This is a genomic window from Megasphaera sp. DISK 18, from assembly GCF_001682955.1.
Classification (GTDB): Bacteria; Bacillota; Negativicutes; order Veillonellales; family Megasphaeraceae; genus Megasphaera; species Megasphaera massiliensis.
On sequence record NZ_LUGJ01000001.1, the window covers coordinates 26,618 to 42,321 of the forward strand.

Genomic DNA, 15,704 nt, shown 5'->3' on the forward strand with positions numbered 1-15,704 from the left:
CTTAGAGTTTTGCCAAATCTTCCATGCGTTTCGTAAGAGCGGCCATTTTTTCCTGATAATCGGCCAGTTTCCCCTTTTCCTTTTCGACGACGGCTGCCGGAGCTTTGGCCAGGAAGCCCTGATTAGCCAGCTTCTTGTCGAGGCGGTCGATTTCCTTCTGGAGCTTTTCCTGTTCTTTCTGGACGCGGGCCGTTTCTTTTTCGACGTCGATCAGGTCTTTGAGCTGTAAATAAACTTCGATGCCGGGCACGACGGCGACGACGGCGTTTTCAGGTTTGGCGTCACCAGCCGAAAGGAGGGTAACTTTATCGGCAAAAGCCAGGGTATGGAAGTAATCTTCATAATCTTTCAAGGTCTTGGCCAAGTCTTCCGTTGCCGGTGCTAAGATGACCGGTGCCTTCTTGCCCATGGGGACGTTCGATTCTGCTCGGAGGTTACGGATGCCCTTGATAGCTTCCATGAGGGTGTTCATCGTAGCCGCGTCATCGGCAAAATTCCATTTATCCTGTGCCTTCGGCCAGGGGGCGACGATGATGCTTTCCCCTTCATGAGGCAGGTGCTGCCAGAGGTGTTCCGTAACGAAGGGCATGAAGGGATGGAGCATTTCCAGGGTATGGGTCAGGACGTAGACCAAAACGTACTGGACAGTATGCTTGTCGCGGTCGCTGGCAGCCTGGTAGAGGCGCTTTTTAGCAAGTTCGATGTACCAGTCGCAGTAGGAGCTCCAAATGAAGTTGTAGACAGCATCGGCGGCGTCGCCCAGTTCAAATTTATCGAGGTCTTCCGTCACTCTGGCCGCCGTTTCATTAAAGGACGTCAAAATCCAGCGGTCGGCCAAGGTCAAATCGCTTTCTTCGGGAACGAAGGCTTCGTCAAAATCGGTAAGGTTCATGATGACGAACTTCGAGGCATTCCAAATCTTATTGGCAAAGTTACGGTTAGCTTCGACTCGTTCCATGTAAAAACGCATGTCGTTGCCCGGCGTATTGCCCGTAACCAAGGTGAAGCGCAGGGCATCGGCGCCGTATTCTTCGCAGACGCCGAGGGGATCGATGCCGTTGCCCAGGGACTTACTCATCTTGCGTCCCTGGCTGTCTCGGACGAGGCCGTGGATGAATACGTTTTCAAAGGGAATATCCTTCATGAATTCGCAGGTCATGAACATCATGCGGGCGACCCAGAAGAAGATGATGTCGTAACCCGTAACCAATACGCTGGTCGGGAAGAACTGATTGAGATCAGCCGTCTTATCAGGCCAGCCCATAGTCGAGAAAGGCCAAAGGGCCGAGCTGAACCAGGTATCGAGGACGTCGGGATCGCGGTGGATGTGCGTGCTGTGGCAGTGCGGGCATTCCGTAATGTCTTCACGGCTGGCCGAAGCCTTGCCGCAGTCGTCGCAGTACCAGACCGGGATCTGATGGCCCCACCAGAGCTGGCGGCTGATGCACCAGTCATGGACGTCTTCCAGCCAATGATTGTAGGTCTTGACGAAGCGTTCGGGGATGAAGCGGGTCTTGCCGTCTTCTACGGCTTTAAGGGCCGCTTCCGTAAGGGGTTTCATCTTGACGAACCACTGCTTGGTAACGAAGGGTTCGACCGTCGTCTTGCAGCGTGAGCAATGACCGACAGCATGTGTCAATTCTTCGATATGGTCGAGGAGTCCCAGTTCTTCAAGATCAGCGACGACGGCTTTGCGGCAGTCTTCGCGGGTCATGCCATTGTATTTGGCACCGGCTTTTTCATTCATCGTGCCATCGAGGTTCATGATCATGATCGATTCCAGGTTATGGCGCTGACCCATTTCAAAGTCGTTCGGGTCGTGAGCCGGCGTGATCTTGACGGCGCCGGTACCAAAGCCGATATCGACGTAGTCGTCGGCAATGACTTCGACTTCGCGGTCGACGAGGGGCACGATGATTTTCTTGCCGATATACTTCTTCATGCGGTCGTCGTTGGGGTTGACGGCAACGGCCGTATCGCCCATGATCGTTTCCGGACGGGTCGTGGCAATCATGATGTAATCATCTTCACCGACGACGGGGTATTTGACGAACCACAGATGGCCGGCGACGTCGGAGTGGTCAACTTCGATGTCCGACAAGGCCGTGTGGCAGTGAGGGCACCAGTTGGTAATGCGCTGGCCCTGATAGATGAGGCCTTTTTCATACAGGGAAATGAAGACTTCCCGGACAGCGCGGGCGCAGGTATCGTCCATGGTGAAGCGCTTGCGGCTCCAGTCACAGGACGAGCCCAGGCGGCGAATCTGTTTTTCGATGCGGCTGCCGTACTGTTCCTTCCAAGCCCAGACCCGTTTCAAGAATTCTTCGCGGCCGATTTCATAGCGGTTCTTGCCTTCTTCCGCCAACTGCTGTTCGACCTTGACCTGAGTAGCGATGCCGGCATGGTCGGTACCGGGAATCCAGGCGACGTTGTAGCCTTCCATGCGCTTGAAGCGGACCAGGATATCCTGCAAGGTGTTGTCCAGGGCATGGCCCATGTGAAGCTGACCGGTAACGTTCGGCGGCGGCATGACGATGCTGAAGGGTTTCTTGCTCTTATCCGGCTCCTGGTGGAAGTAGCCGTTCTTTTCCCAAAAATCGTACCACGTCATTTCCATCTCATTCGGTGCATACGTGCCCAGTTGTTCTTTATTCCATTTCATCCTTATTCCCTCCAAAACAAAAAAGAGCATTCCCTCGCCTAAGGGTTCATTCCTTAGGACGAAAGAATGCTGTATCTTCCGCGGTACCACCTAAATTGCCGCTTTTGCGACCGCTTCATGGCACAGGTAACGTCTGCTTGACGGACAGGCCTTTCCTCCTGCCAGCTCACGGGTGACGCGCCTTATTCTCTTTGAATGCCCTCTCACCGAATCGGCATTTCGCTGACAAAAAGAAGTAAAGCTTCTTCCGCTCATCGCCTTTATTGTGATAAATATTGTAGCAAGTTTACCTAAGCCTGTCAAGACGCGCCGACAGGTTATACCTTCAAATCGGCGATGGAATAGAGGGCGGCATAACCGGCCAGGGACACCGTATCGCCTTCCAGTCGGCATTGGAGTTCTCCGCCCCGTCTCGATGCCTGATACGCCAGGAGATCTTGTTTTCCAAGCTTTTTCGCCATAATAGGAATAATATGGCAGTGGCCGGAGCCGCAGACCGGATCTTCGGGCACGGAGAGCTTGGGGGCAAAGCTGCGGCTGACGCAGTCGTATTCTCGGCCCGGTGCCGTAATGTGGCAGAGCATGCCGTCGAGGCCTTTGATTTTCTCTAAGTCCGGCTGATAATTTCTCACGGCATCTTCGTCCGGCAAGACACAGACCAAATCCCGCGCCATATATGCTTCTAAAGGCCTTATGCCAAGAGCGTCGGTCATGGCATCGGTGACCGGCGTCGGTACCATATCGTAGGCCGGAAAATCCATGGAAAACAGGTCCCCGTTACGGGTAACGACCAAATCCCCGCTCAGGGTATGGAAGACGAAGCGGTCAGCCTTTGGCTCGACGAAGTTGGCCAGGACAAAGCTCGTTCCCAAGGTCGCATGGCCGCAGAGGTCTATTTCACCGCCCGGCGTGAACCAGCGAAGGCGATAGGCGTCCCCTTCTTTTACGGTGAAAGCCGTTTCCGACAGATTGTTTTCCATAGCAATGGCCTGCATCAATTCATCGGGAAGCCAAGCATCCAAGACGCAGACAGCAGCCGGATTGCCTTTAAAAATTTCTTTCGTAAAAGCATCGATGACGTAACATTTCATAAGAATCCCTCCTCCAAAAATCTCTTTTCCTGCCTTCATGATAGCATAGGAAAAAAAGGCACACCATAACATAATTGTATGCCCCACGATTATGTTCGATAGGAATCTAAGACCTTCTTTATGATATGGAGCCCTTTTTCTAAAGATACCCTATCATACGGCGCCCCAATAGCAAGTCTGGCGCCGTTAACGGGAACATCGGTACCGACAGCAAAGTGTTCCGCCCCTAAAAGGCGTACGCCTTGGTCACGGCAAAGTGCTTCAAAGACTTGACCGGTCAGTCCCTCAGGCAGGGTCAGCCAGCGGCAGAGGGCCTCGGCCCCACCGGCTAAGGGCCAGCCGCGTAAGATCCGATTAGCGAGCTCATTGCGTTCCCGCAGGCTTTGGCGTCGAAGAGCCAGCAAGGCGCCACACTTTCCCGATACGACGAGGCGGGCAGCCAGTTCCATGAGGAGGGCCGACTGAGAAAGATTCAACGTGTATAAGGCCGAAGAAAGCTGCTCTTCAAGCCTTCTGGGCGGCACGACATAGGCCAACCGCAAAGCCGGCAGAATCGCCTTGGACAGGCTAAAAATATAGACCGTCTGTTCCGGCGCCAGGGTCTTGATCGAAGGCATCGGCTTTTCCGTAAACAAGGCAGCAATGGCATCTTCGATGATGAGGAGGTCGTGTTTTTTGGCCAAAGCAGCGAGTCTCTCCCGACCGGCAACTGACATCGTATGCGTCGTCGGGTTTTGAAAGTCCGGCATCACATAGAGGCCCTTGATATGGTGATTTTTAAGAGCATACAGAAGGCCGTCTTCACTTATTTCCCCATCCTGTTGTCCGACGGGAACGAGGCGAATGCCGAAAAGTTTGGCCGCACTTTTGAGTCCCGGGTATACCAGAGGATCGACACCGATGCGGTCACCGGGGCGAAAGAAGGTTGAAAGGACGGCTGCCAAGGCATTCTGACCGCCGCTGGCAAATAAGACCGGTCCTTCCGGTACGACACCGACATCTTCCAACAGGCGACGAGCCGCTTCCTGATAAAATCCGTCAGTCCCATAAGCGTATTGAAAAAAAACTTCGCGGCTCGGATCTCCCATCATTTCGACTACTAAAGCCGCCACCGCATCTCCTGCCAAACGCTCGGGCATCATGGATCCCATCTCGATGAGGGACGTCCGGTCCGGTGCGACGGATACGTTCATCCCGGCATCATAGGCAACGAAGGTACCCCTGCCGACGACGCTGGTAAGAAAACCTCCATTGGAACAGTATCGGAAAGCCTTAGATACAGTACTGACATTGACATCGAGAAAATCAGCCAGTTCCCGTTGAGGCGGCAATTTCGTTCCCGGCAAAATCTTACCATTCTCGATATCAGCCATAAGTTGCGCCGCCAATGCCTTATAAAAAGGCTGGGCCCTGCATTCTATCTCTCGACGGGATGGCCTCCAGGACATGGGATAGGTTTCAAAAGAATTGACCGGCATCAGAGGGCCTCCCTTCTCCATCTTTGGTAAAAAAATTATCCTTATGAAGAGACCAACACAGTCCTTCATAAGGATAATCATACACAACAGTCCAAATCTTGAAAAGCCGCTTATAAGGTGCCTACCAAATCGATGCCCGGTTTCAAGGTCTTAGCGCCGGGTGTCCACCGAGCCGGGCACACTTCGTCTCCGTGTTCACGGACGAACTGGCAAGCCTGTACCTTGCGCAGCAGTTCTTCAGCATTTCTGCCTACATTGCCGGCATTGACTTCATAAGAGACGATCTGACCTTCCGGATTGATGATGAAGGTTCCCCGTTCGGCGACACCGGCATCTTCGATGAGGACTTCAAAATCACGGGCCAGGGCATGGGTCGGATCGGCCAACATGGGATATGTAATATCCTTGATGAGCGGCGAGTGATCGTGCCAGGCTTTGTGTACAAATTCCGTATCGCAGGAAACAGAATAGATTTCGCAGCCTATTTTTTTGAACTCTTCATAAAAGCTTTCGAGGTCGGCTAATTCTGTCGGGCACACAAAGGTGAAATCAGCAGGATAGAAAAAGAACACGCTCCATTTTCCCAAGAGGTCTTCCTTGGTAACGGTGATGAATCCGTTATCATGGTAGGCCTTGGCCGTAAAATCACTGACTTCCTTGTTGATTAATGACATAAGTATGAACCTCCTTTTAAATGAAAACCACTATCATTATAAATAAAAGATATCATGAATTGCCTGAAAAATCAAGGCAAACATAAAAACTTTTTGTAATAACGCAGGTCTTTCAAAGGATAAAAAAGGACGTGAGCAACTGTACTCACGTCCATCCGAGGCAGCTGCTGTAAAAGACATCGCCACTATATAAGGAAGTTTCTATGGGTATATTATTTTACTGTCGTCCGTCCCGTTTCAGGAAAAAGGGCAAGGCCACTTCCGGGAACAAGGTATAACTTAAGACGTCTTCCATACTGGCATTGGGGAAGCCTTCGTTAGCCAGGGACTTCTTAGCTGCTTCCAATTCCGGAGCCAAGTCATCGGCCGGACGATGGGTAATGACCGGTTCATCGCCAATGCACATCTTCCGGAATGCTTCATCGATCTTGCCGGGTACACGGCCATATTTGCCGCGAACGATATCGCGCACTTCATTGGTTACGATTTTATAACGGCCGTAGAGGACGTTTAAGGCAGCTGCTGAACCGGTGATCTGACTGGTCGGCGTAACCAGAGGCGGATAACCGAGGTCACGGCGGACGTTCGGCATTTCAGCCAGGACTTCGTCGAAGCGGTCTTCGGCACCTTGGGCTTTGAGCTGGTTATAGAGGTTGGTCAGCATGCCGCCGGGAATTTGATATTTGCGGACAGCCGGGTTGATCTGACTGGGCATGGTCAATTTAAATTCGTCGGCCAGTTCCTTGCGGACATTCTTAAAGTGGTCGACAATAGGCCACAGGCGGTCGACATCGATACCGGTATCGTAAATACTGCCATTTAAAGCCATGACCATCGATTCCGTCGCCGGCTGGCTGGTGATTTCACCAAAGGGTGACAAAGCGGTATCGATGATGTCGACGCCGGCTTCAATGGCCTTCATGTAGGTCATTTCACCAAGACCGCAGGTGCAGTGCGTGTGCAGTTCAATGGGAACGGTCAGATGCCGCTTCAGCATGCGGATGAGGTTATACGCGTCATAAGGCGACAGGAGACCCGACATGTCCTTGATACAGACGGAATCGACGCCCATATCCTGCAGTTCCTGACCGACTTTGGTGAAGGATTCCATGGTGTGAATCGGACTGATGGTGTAGACCAGAGCCCCCTGGACATGGACTGATTTCGTGTCTTTCGCCGCTTTGATGGCCGCTTCCATGTTGCGCGGATCGTTTAAGGCATCAAAGACGCGGATGATGTCGATGCCGTTGTCGACGGCACGGTTGACAAATTCATAGACGACGTCGTCGGCGTAGTGCCGATAGCCCAAGATATTCTGACCGCGAAGCAGCATCTGGAGAGGCGTCTTTTTGACGTGCTGCTTAATCGTCCGCAGGCGTTCCCACGGGTCTTCATCGAGAAAGCGCATACACGTATCAAAAGTAGCTCCGCCCCAACATTCGAGAGCATTGTAGCCTAATTCATCTATCGCTTCCAAGACAGGAAGCATCTGGCGAAGGCGCATGCGAGTCGCTGCAATGGACTGATGGCCGTCGCGCAGAACCGTTTCCGTTATTTTTACTCTTGCCATTCTCTTTCCTCCATAGTATATCTATTGCAATGTGTTTATTTTAAAATCATACGTACTATTTTATTATATCATAGTAGGACCGGCATGGCTATTCATATCTAGGTCATAGGCCGTCTGTCCTTGAAAGACGTAGACGTGACCGAGGGGGACGTCCCCTTCCCGCCACGACAGGGCCAATGGAAGACTCCAACGAGCGGTCCTGACGGTAAGGCTACGGTAACCTCGAACGCGCGACGTTTCGCGGCGATGATAAGAAATAGTAACGGCCTCATCCGTTGGCAGGGTTCTTAAAAAGGACAGGAGCTGCTTTCGATAGCGATAGGTATCGACGAGTTCCCCCATAGCCGGCGTGTAAGCCCCGGCCATGACCTGCGATGCGTCATCAAGGTCTTCCGTGGCCTGAAGTCCCGTTCGTATACACGAGATTCCTCGTTCCAGAAAATGCTGCTTCATATAAGCCGCCCGCCGTACGCCTTCATCGATGGTAAGGGGCTTATATCGCCCTTCTTCATACATCGAGGCCAGTTCCGTTCCCTTTAGGACGGCGACGGGATAGATGCGGGCTATATCGGGCTGGAGACGGCAAATCGCCTTCGTCGTTCGGCACAGGCTGTCCCAATCTTCCCCGGGAAGGCCCGGCATGAGCTGATGACCGACGGTAAAACCATATTGCCGCAGCAAGGCCGTAGCCGCAACGACGTCTGCTGCCGTATGACCTCGCTGGGCCTCCTGCAGCACCCGGTCGTCCATCGATTGGACGCCGAGCTCTACACAGGTCAGTCCGTAGTTTTTTAAATTCGTTAAAATATCTTCGCTGATGCAGTCCGGCCGCGTCGAACAGCGAAGGCCCTGAATAAGTCCTTTTTCGAGAGCTTCATAAGCCGGCCGGAGCAATTTTTTTTGCAACTCCATGGGAATGGCCGTAAAGCTGCCGCCGTAAAAGGCTACTTCCCAGTGACGCCCTTCACCGGCTGATGCCGTATAGCCTTGAATAAGCTCTCGTATGGCCCCTGCCGAAGGCAGTCCATGGTGGCCCGTAATCTGCCACTGATTACAGAAGACACAGCGATGGGGACAGCCGATATGGGGGATAAAAATAGGGATGATAGAAGTTTTCATAGTCATAAAGTGTATAAATTGCGAAAGAGGAGCTGCTCAGGCAGCTCCCCGTCTACTTGCCTTTTAACCGCATGAGCGCTTCGTGCGCCGCGTGTTGTTCGGCATATTTTTTTGATTTTCCCGATCCTTCGCCGAGGACCTTGCCGTTGACCAGGATTTCCATGTAAAAAGTTTTATCATGGTCCGGTCCTTCTGTTCGGCAAAGGCGATACTCGATATGCTGCGGACCGTCTTGCTGTACGTACTCTTGGAAAATCGTCTTGTAGTCTTTTTCATAATGACCACTGTCGACGAGGTCCAAATAGTCCTTTAATTGGTGAAGGATGAATTTCCGCGCCTCTTCGTAAGAGCTGTCGATATAGATGGCACCGACAACGGCTTCAAAGGCATCGGCCAGCATACTGGGACGCGTGCGGCCGCCGGTTGCAAGTTCCCCCTTCCCCAGGAGGAGATAGTCACCCATATGGAACTTCATGCACACCGAAGCCAGGGGGCTTTCACTGACGACACTGGCTCTGGCCTTTGACAGCTGCCCTTCGGGCATATGCGGATAGTGGAGAAACAAGTATTCCCCTACGACCAAGTCTAAAATGGCATCGCCTAAAAACTCAAGGCGTTCATTGTAGTAGCCGTGATTGGCTTTATTTTCATTGGCATAGGAAGAATGGGTCAGGGCCTGGTCCAAAATAAGGAAATTATGGAACTCTCCAAGGCCCAAGACCTGTATGAACTGTTCTAACTGTTCTTTACGAGTCGTATCCATCAGGTCAGTCTTCTTCTTTATTCAGCATATTTTTTGAACAGCAGCGTCGCGTTGTGACCGCCAAAACCAAAGGAGTTGGAGATGGCAACGGTGACGTCGGCGTCAACGGCTTTATTCGGAACATAGTTGATACCAAAAGCTTTCAGTTCCTCTTCCGGTTCAACAAGGTTGATCGTCGGATGGACCTTGCCGGTTTCAATCGTCATGGCGCAGGCAATCGCTTCGACGGCACCGGCGGCACCGAGGAGATGGCCGGTCATGGACTTCGTCGAGCTCATGAGCATATCTTTGGTATGGTCGCCAAAGACACGGGCAACGGCGACGGATTCATTAAAGTCATTGAGGTGAGTGGATGTACCGTGGGCATTGACGTAGTCGACGTCTTCCGGTTTGAGGCCGGCGTCTTTGACAGCCAGGGCCATGCACTTGGACTGCTGAAGGCCTTCCGGTGCCGGTGCCGTGATGTGGTAAGCATCGGCATTGCTGCCGTAGCCGCCGATTTCACAGTAGATGTGAGCACCGCGTTTTTTAGCATGTTCCAGTTCTTCGAGAACGACGATGCCGGCGCCTTCGCCCATGACGAAGCCGTCACGGTCTTTATCGAAAGGACGCGAAGCATGAGTCGGATCGTCGTTGCGCGTGCTGAGGGCCTTCATCGCCGCAAAGCCGGCAACTGCTCCCGGAGAAACGGCAGCTTCCGTACCGCCTGCCAAGGCTGCATCGAGTTCGCCCCGCTGAATCATGCGGTAGGCATCGCCAATGGAGTTGGTCCCCGTTGCGCAGGCCGTAACGACACTGGCGCAGTGGCCTTGAAGGCCGAAGAAAATGGATACCTGGCCGGAGGCCATGTTGGCAATCATCTTCGGTACGACAAAGGGATTGACCCGGGACGGGCCCTTCGAAAAGAGGCCTTTATATAAGTTATGCAGCGTTTCCATGCCGCCGATACCGGTGCCGATAATCGTACCGATACGGTCGCGGTCTTCTTCGTCTAAGTTGATTTTCGAATCATCTAAGGCCAATTTTGCAGCGGCTACTGAATACTGCGTGGACGGGTCCATGTGACGGGCTTCTTTCCGGTCGATACCGAAATCGGCAGGGTCAAAATCCTTGACTTCGCCGGCAATGCGAGTCGTATATTCCGCTGCGTCAAAGTGGGTAATGGGGCCGATGCCGCTTTCGCCGTTGAGCAGGGCCTTCCAAAAAGCATCTTTGCCGATGCCGACGGGAGAAATAACCCCTAACCCTGTAATTACTACGCGTTTTTCCAAAGTTTTCACCTCATTATAAAATGTAACGCACTTATCACTCGGGAATCTCTTCCATTTCCCGCTTGATATTTGCAAATATATCCTTGACCGGCAGGATGTCATGAATTTCCATCATTCGTTTGCCGGAAAATACCAGGCCTGTTTCAACGTCCCCTTGCTGGGCCCGCGTCAATGCCCGGATAATACAGTATTTATGACTGCACTTTTTCAGACAGAAATCACACGTTTCCGGCTTCGGTGCCGTACCCAAAAGAATTCGTTCCGAGAACGGCGTACGGATAGCTTGACCGGGAAGGCCGACAGGGCTGTGTACGAGGATAAAATCTTCCGGTTTATTGGCCCGGAGGTAGACTTCTTTTAAAGCGTCAGCGCCGTTTGATTCGACACTGGCTGCAAATCGGCTGCCCATTTGGACGCCGTTGGCTCCGAGACGGAGCATTTCTGCAATATCGCTTCCATGCAGGACGCCGCCGGCGCCGATGACAGGAATGTCAACAGCAGCCCGTACTTCCGGTACGATGACGCGGCTCGAGCGATTCGTTCCCAAATGCCCGCCTGCTTCTGCACCTTCGACAACGACGGCCGAAGCACCCAGGGATTGGGATATTTTAGCTAGTTTGGCAGAAGACACAATAGGGACAATAGGCGTGCCCGAATCCTTTCCCCAAGCAAACATATCTCGGGAAAAACCTGCGCCTGCCACAACCAGATCGATTCCTTCTTCAATTGCCGTAGTAACCAAGCCCTTGAATTCGCGGGCTGCCACCATGACATTTATACCTATAATTCCACGAGGAGATAACTTTCTGGCTAACTTAATTTCATGTCGCAATTCGTCAAAAGGCATGCCAGATGCCGCAATAAGGCCGATACCGCCTTCATTGGCTACTGCTGCCGCCAAACGGGCTGTGGACAAACGGATTGCCATACCACCTTGAATAATTGGCACCTTTGCTACAAGCTTACCTATTCTTAATTCTGGCAGCTTCACTCTGTTTTCCTCCATTCAAGATACCAGGAGGGGAAGACACATATGCCTCCCCCTTCAGGCTCTTATTGCAAACTTATGCTTTCTTTTCCTTTTCAATGTAATCAACTGTATCTTTGACAGTTTTGATTTTTTCAGCAACATCGTCAGGGATTTCGATATTGAATTCTTCTTCGAAAGCCATGATCAGTTCTACGATGTCCAAGGAATCAGCGCCTAAATCATCGATGTAAGCAGCGTCCATTTTGACTTCTTTTTCGTCAACGCCTAACTGTTCAACAACAATGCTCTTTACTTTTTCAAAAGTATTTTCTTCGCTCATGTCCATTCACCCCCTTTCAGTGGAGTATGATTGTTTACATTACCATGCCGCCGTCTACATTGAGCGTCTGGCCGGTAATATAACTGGCATCATCCGATGCAAGGAACAACACGGCTTTTGCCACTTCTTCCGGCTGAGCCACGCGGCCCATGGGAATCGTTTTAATCATGGCATCGACAGTGTCCTCGCCAAGGACAGCCGTCATATCCGTTTCGATGCATCCCGGAGCAATGGCATTGCAGCGGATGTTTCGCGAAGCCAGTTCTTTGGCAACCGATTTGGTGAAACCGATGAGGCCTGCTTTCGCCGCAGCATAGTTAGCCTGGCCGGCATTGCCCGTTTCACCGACGACAGACGTGATGTTGATAATCGAACCGCTGCGCTGCTTCATCATCAGCCGGGTAACGGCTTTGGTGCAGTGAAAAGCGCCGGTAAGATTGGTGTCAAGCACAGCCTGCCAGTCTGCTTCTTTCATAATCATGAGCAGGCCGTCGCGAGTGATGCCTGCATTATTCACTAATATGTCGATACGTCCCAATTCCTTCTTGACGTCTTTGACCATGGCCGTAACGGCGGCTTCATCAGCCACATCGCACTGGATGGCAAGGCCCTTACGCCCTTTTTCTTCGATAAGGCAGACCGTTTCTTCAGCAGCGGCGGTATTGCCGGCATAGATGACAGCGACGTCGGCACCGGCTTCAGCAAGTGTCAGAGCTGCCGCACGACCGATGCCGCGGGAGCCGCCGGTAACGATGGCTGTTTTTCCTGTTAACTGCATTTTATCGAACCTCCTGGAAAAATTCAAGCGTTTTCTGTAAGGAAGGAATATCTTCTACATTTTCGCTGTGGATTTTACGGTCAATTTTCCGATTAAAACCGCAAAGTGTTTTACCCGGGCCGACTTCTACGAAGTTTTCAGCACCGAAATCGAGCATGGTTTTAGTGCAGTCGATCCAAAGGACGGGACTTGCTGCCTGCTTGATGAGCGACGCTTTAATATCGGCTGCAGCCGTTTCAATTTGGCCGTTGACATTGGCAACGACGGGGATTTTGGCATCGGAAATCGTAATATCGTCGAGGACTTCGGCCAAGCGTTTAGCTGCCGGTTCCATGAGCGTGCTGTGGAAGGGAGCGCTGACGTGAAGGAGAACAGCCCGTTTAGCACCGGCATCCTTCATGCGATTGGCCGCTTCTTCAACAGCTTTGGTGCTGCCGGCAATGACGATCTGACCGGGGCAGTTGAAGTTGACTGCCTGAACGACGCCGCCATCTTTAGAAATGTCGGCGCAGATTTCCTTGATTTTATCTTCCGCTAAACCGAGGATAGCTGCCATCCCACCTTCGCCAAGGGGTACGGCTTCCTGCATGAACTGACCGCGAAGGCGGACGGTCCGCACGGCGTCGGCAAAGGTCAGGGAACCGGCGGCAACGAGGGCCGAATATTCACCGAGGCTGTGACCGGCTGCGATGTCGGGCAGAAGGCCTTCCTGAGCCAATACACGGCAGCAGGCCGTGCTGGCCGTAAGGATGGCCGGCTGTGTATTATAGGTCTTCATCAGTTCTTCGTCAGGACCTTCAAAGCAAAGTTTCGTCAGAGAAAACCCCAAGGCATCGTCAGCTTCTTCAAAGAGCTGTTTTACGACCGGGTAGGCATCGTATAAATCCTTGACCATCCCCACTTTTTGGGCGCCCTGGCCGGGAAAAACAAAGGCTTTCTTCATCATCAATCACACCTCTCGCAAAAAATCAATACCACTTCATAACTAAGCCGGCCCACGTCAATCCGGCACCAAATCCGGCTAAAACGACGATATCATCGCGCTTCATACGGCCTTGACGCAAGGCTTCATCGAGGGCAATGGGAATGGATGCTCCCGACGTGTTGGCGTATTTATCAATGTTTACAAAGACTTTTTCCATGGGAAGGTGGAGCCGTTTGGCTGCCGATTGGATGATGCGGGTATTGGCCTGATGCGGAACCATGAGGTCGATGTCTTCATAACTGAGACCGGCTCGTTCCAAGGCTTTTTCCGCCGTCCGTCCCATAACTTTAACGGCAAATTTATAAACTTCCTTACCGTCCATCTTAACGTAGGTCAAGTGTTTTGCCCGCGCTTCGTCCGTCGGCAAAATAGCGACGCCGCTAGACGGGATACTCAGGTATTTACCGCCGCTTCCGTCAGCACCCATGTCGGCACCGAGGATGCCGTAGCCCTGCGGGACGGGACCGAATACAGCGGCCCCGGCTCCATCGCCGAAAAGGACGCACGTGTTACGGTCAGTCATATCGAGGAAACGGCTGAGGATTTCAGCCCCGATGACCAAGACGTGGCGGTACATGCCCGTTTCGATGTACTGTGACGCCGTAATGGCGCCATAGGCAAAGCCTGAGCAGGCAGCGTACAAGTCAAAGACTGCTGCGTTCTTGGCACCGATATTATCCTGTACAATGCAGGCTGTCGACGGAATCGTCATGTCCGGTGTCAAGGTGCAGACGATAATCATATCCAGGTCTTCAGCAGACAGATTGGCCATTTCCAGGGCCTGTTTGGCCGCGATGGTGCACATGTCCGACGTATTCATTCCGTCTTCGGCAAAGTGCCTCGTTTTGATACCCGTACGGCTCTGAATCCATTCATCCGATGTATCGACATACTTTTCCAATTCGGTATTGGTAACGACTCTATCGGGTACATAATGGCCCGTCCCCAGCACGCCGGCTGCGTTAGCTTTCACTATCATACTGTTCTACCTCTTCTTCCTCTATACTTTTTCGAATATGGCCGATGACGTCTTGCTCTGCAATTTCGCCGGCCACGCGGACGGCATTTTTGATGGCCTTCGCTTTAGAGCTGCCGTGGCAGATAATGAAGCTGCCGTTGACACCCAGTAAGGGGGCTCCGCCGTATTCGGTAAAGTCCAGTCTCTTCTTGAGCGATTTCAAGGCCGGATAGATGGCCAAGGCCCCTAATTTAGCGATGAAGCCGCTCTGTTTGATCGTGTCGCGGACGAGACGGATGATGAACATGGCCATGCCTTCCCCAAATTTCAGGATGACATTGCCGACGAATCCGTCGCAGACGACGACGTCGACCGTTCCTTTCGGTATATCTCTGCCTTCTACGTTACCATAGAAAGTAATAGTTTTCAAATTTTCCAACATGGGATGTGTCTTTTGACACAGCTCATTGCCCTTCGAGGCTTCTTCACCGATGTTCAGGAGACCTACAGCCGGCTTTTCGATGCCGAGGATATATTTGGCATAGTGGCAGCCCATGATGGCGCCTTCAACCAAATGCTTCGGCTTGCTGCTGGCATTGGCTCCGGAATCGAGAAGGACAGTAATCCCCTTTTTCGAAGGAATCGGCGTAGCGATGCAGGGTCTTTCAATTCCCTTTATGCGGCCCAGTTCGAAAAGGGCAGCCGTTACCGCAGCCCCGGTACTGCCGGCGGCAACGACAGCATCACATGCGCCGTCCTTTACCAAGCGGGCAGCAACGACGATGGATGCGTCTTTCTTGCGGCGAATGGCCTGAGCCGGATGCTCGCCCATTTCGATGACTTCACTGGCATGGACGATCGACAGGCGTTCATTTTCTTTTGCCCCATACGTCGTCAATACCTGGCGTATCTTCGTTTCATCACCGACCAGGACGACATCGTAATCATATGCTTTGACGGCTTCGATGGCACCGAGGACAATTTCTTCCGGTGCATAATCGCCGCCCATCGCATCTACTGCTATTTTCATGATACAACCGCTCCA

14 protein-coding genes are annotated in these 15,704 nt (G+C 52.3%); all 14 read right to left on the minus strand.

Annotated elements, in window-relative coordinates; translation table 11 throughout:
* Nucleotide 1: 1 nt before the first annotated feature.
* Nucleotides 2-2,662, minus strand: coding sequence for a valine--tRNA ligase (locus A0U42_RS00110; protein ID WP_065359414.1), 2,661 nt, complete (start codon nt 2,660-2,662; stop codon nt 2-4).
* Between the two features lie 317 nt (nt 2,663-2,979).
* Nucleotides 2,980-3,753 carry a PhzF family phenazine biosynthesis protein gene (locus tag A0U42_RS00115; RefSeq protein WP_065359415.1) on the minus strand — a complete coding sequence of 258 codons (774 nt, stop codon included), beginning with the start codon at nt 3,751-3,753 and terminating at the stop codon, nt 2,980-2,982.
* Between the two features lie 89 nt (nt 3,754-3,842).
* Nucleotides 3,843-5,312, minus strand: a complete 1,470-nt coding sequence (locus tag A0U42_RS00120) for a PLP-dependent aminotransferase family protein (RefSeq protein WP_369690860.1) — start codon at nt 5,310-5,312, stop codon at nt 3,843-3,845.
* A 29-nt stretch (nt 5,313-5,341) separates the two neighbouring features.
* Nucleotides 5,342-5,905, minus strand: coding sequence for an alkyl hydroperoxide reductase subunit C (gene ahpC, locus A0U42_RS00125; RefSeq protein WP_044504489.1), 564 nt, complete (start codon nt 5,903-5,905; stop codon nt 5,342-5,344).
* 217 nt (nt 5,906-6,122) lie between these two features.
* On the minus strand, nt 6,123-7,475 hold the full coding sequence (locus tag A0U42_RS00130) for a pyruvate carboxylase subunit B (protein ID WP_044504490.1): 1,353 nt from the start codon (nt 7,473-7,475) through the stop codon (nt 6,123-6,125).
* Nucleotides 7,476-7,538: 63 nt separating this feature from the next.
* Nucleotides 7,539-8,600 (minus strand): elongator complex protein 3, encoded by a 1,062-nt coding sequence (locus tag A0U42_RS00135; RefSeq protein WP_255304063.1) that lies wholly within the window; start codon nt 8,598-8,600, stop codon nt 7,539-7,541.
* Between the two features lie 46 nt (nt 8,601-8,646).
* Nucleotides 8,647-9,357 carry a ribonuclease III gene (rnc, locus tag A0U42_RS00140; RefSeq protein WP_065359418.1) on the minus strand — a complete coding sequence of 237 codons (711 nt, stop codon included), beginning with the start codon at nt 9,355-9,357 and terminating at the stop codon, nt 8,647-8,649.
* Between the two features lie 17 nt (nt 9,358-9,374).
* Nucleotides 9,375-10,628, minus strand: coding sequence for a beta-ketoacyl-ACP synthase II (gene fabF / locus A0U42_RS00145; RefSeq protein WP_044504494.1), 1,254 nt, complete (start codon nt 10,626-10,628; stop codon nt 9,375-9,377).
* A 34-nt stretch (nt 10,629-10,662) separates the two neighbouring features.
* A complete protein-coding gene (locus tag A0U42_RS00150) occupies nt 10,663-11,619 on the minus strand; it encodes a nitronate monooxygenase family protein (RefSeq protein ID WP_176698822.1) in 957 nt (318 codons plus the stop codon).
* A gap of 73 nt (nt 11,620-11,692) precedes the next feature.
* Nucleotides 11,693-11,938 (minus strand): acyl carrier protein, encoded by a 246-nt coding sequence (locus A0U42_RS00155; RefSeq protein ID WP_044504498.1) that lies wholly within the window; start codon nt 11,936-11,938, stop codon nt 11,693-11,695.
* Nucleotides 11,939-11,972: 34 nt separating this feature from the next.
* Nucleotides 11,973-12,716, minus strand: coding sequence for a 3-oxoacyl-[acyl-carrier-protein] reductase (gene fabG / locus A0U42_RS00160; RefSeq protein ID WP_065359419.1), 744 nt, complete (start codon nt 12,714-12,716; stop codon nt 11,973-11,975).
* A 1-nt stretch (nt 12,717) separates the two neighbouring features.
* Nucleotides 12,718-13,659 carry an ACP S-malonyltransferase gene (fabD, locus tag A0U42_RS00165; RefSeq protein WP_176698825.1) on the minus strand — a complete coding sequence of 314 codons (942 nt, stop codon included), beginning with the start codon at nt 13,657-13,659 and terminating at the stop codon, nt 12,718-12,720.
* A gap of 25 nt (nt 13,660-13,684) precedes the next feature.
* A complete protein-coding gene (locus A0U42_RS00170) occupies nt 13,685-14,680 on the minus strand; it encodes a beta-ketoacyl-ACP synthase III (protein WP_044504504.1) in 996 nt (331 codons plus the stop codon).
* Nucleotides 14,664-15,689: a phosphate acyltransferase PlsX gene (gene plsX, locus A0U42_RS00175; RefSeq protein ID WP_065359421.1), complete on the minus strand. Its 1,026-nt coding sequence runs from the start codon at nt 15,687-15,689 to the stop codon at nt 14,664-14,666. The genes A0U42_RS00170 and plsX overlap by 17 nt, the downstream gene beginning before the upstream one ends.
* Nucleotides 15,690-15,704 lie beyond the last annotated feature (15 nt).

What these genes read in the sequence shown, in the direction of transcription:
- A0U42_RS00110 (WP_065359414.1), bottom strand. Translation starts at nt 2,662, where the DNA reads ATGAAATGGAATAAAGAACAACTGGGCACGTATGCACCGAATGAGATG.
- A0U42_RS00115 (WP_065359415.1), bottom strand. Translation starts at nt 3,753, where the DNA reads ATGAAATGTTACGTCATCGATGCTTTTACGAAAGAAATTTTTAAAGGC.
- A0U42_RS00120 (WP_369690860.1), bottom strand. Translation starts at nt 5,312, where the DNA reads ATGATTATCCTTATGAAGGACTGTGTTGGTCTCTTCATAAGGATAATT.
- ahpC (WP_044504489.1), bottom strand. Translation starts at nt 5,905, where the DNA reads ATGTCATTAATCAACAAGGAAGTCAGTGATTTTACGGCCAAGGCCTAC.
- A0U42_RS00130 (WP_044504490.1), bottom strand. Translation starts at nt 7,475, where the DNA reads ATGGCAAGAGTAAAAATAACGGAAACGGTTCTGCGCGACGGCCATCAG.
- A0U42_RS00135 (WP_255304063.1), bottom strand. Translation starts at nt 8,600, where the DNA reads ATGACTATGAAAACTTCTATCATCCCTATTTTTATCCCCCATATCGGC.
- rnc (WP_065359418.1), bottom strand. Translation starts at nt 9,357, where the DNA reads ATGGATACGACTCGTAAAGAACAGTTAGAACAGTTCATACAGGTCTTG.
- A0U42_RS00155 (WP_044504498.1), bottom strand. Translation starts at nt 11,938, where the DNA reads ATGAGCGAAGAAAATACTTTTGAAAAAGTAAAGAGCATTGTTGTTGAA.
- fabG (WP_065359419.1), bottom strand. Translation starts at nt 12,716, where the DNA reads ATGCAGTTAACAGGAAAAACAGCCATCGTTACCGGCGGCTCCCGCGGC.
- fabD (WP_176698825.1), bottom strand. Translation starts at nt 13,659, where the DNA reads ATGAAGAAAGCCTTTGTTTTTCCCGGCCAGGGCGCCCAAAAAGTGGGG.
- A0U42_RS00170 (WP_044504504.1), bottom strand. Translation starts at nt 14,680, where the DNA reads ATGATAGTGAAAGCTAACGCAGCCGGCGTGCTGGGGACGGGCCATTAT.
- plsX (WP_065359421.1), bottom strand. Translation starts at nt 15,689, where the DNA reads ATGAAAATAGCAGTAGATGCGATGGGCGGCGATTATGCACCGGAAGAA.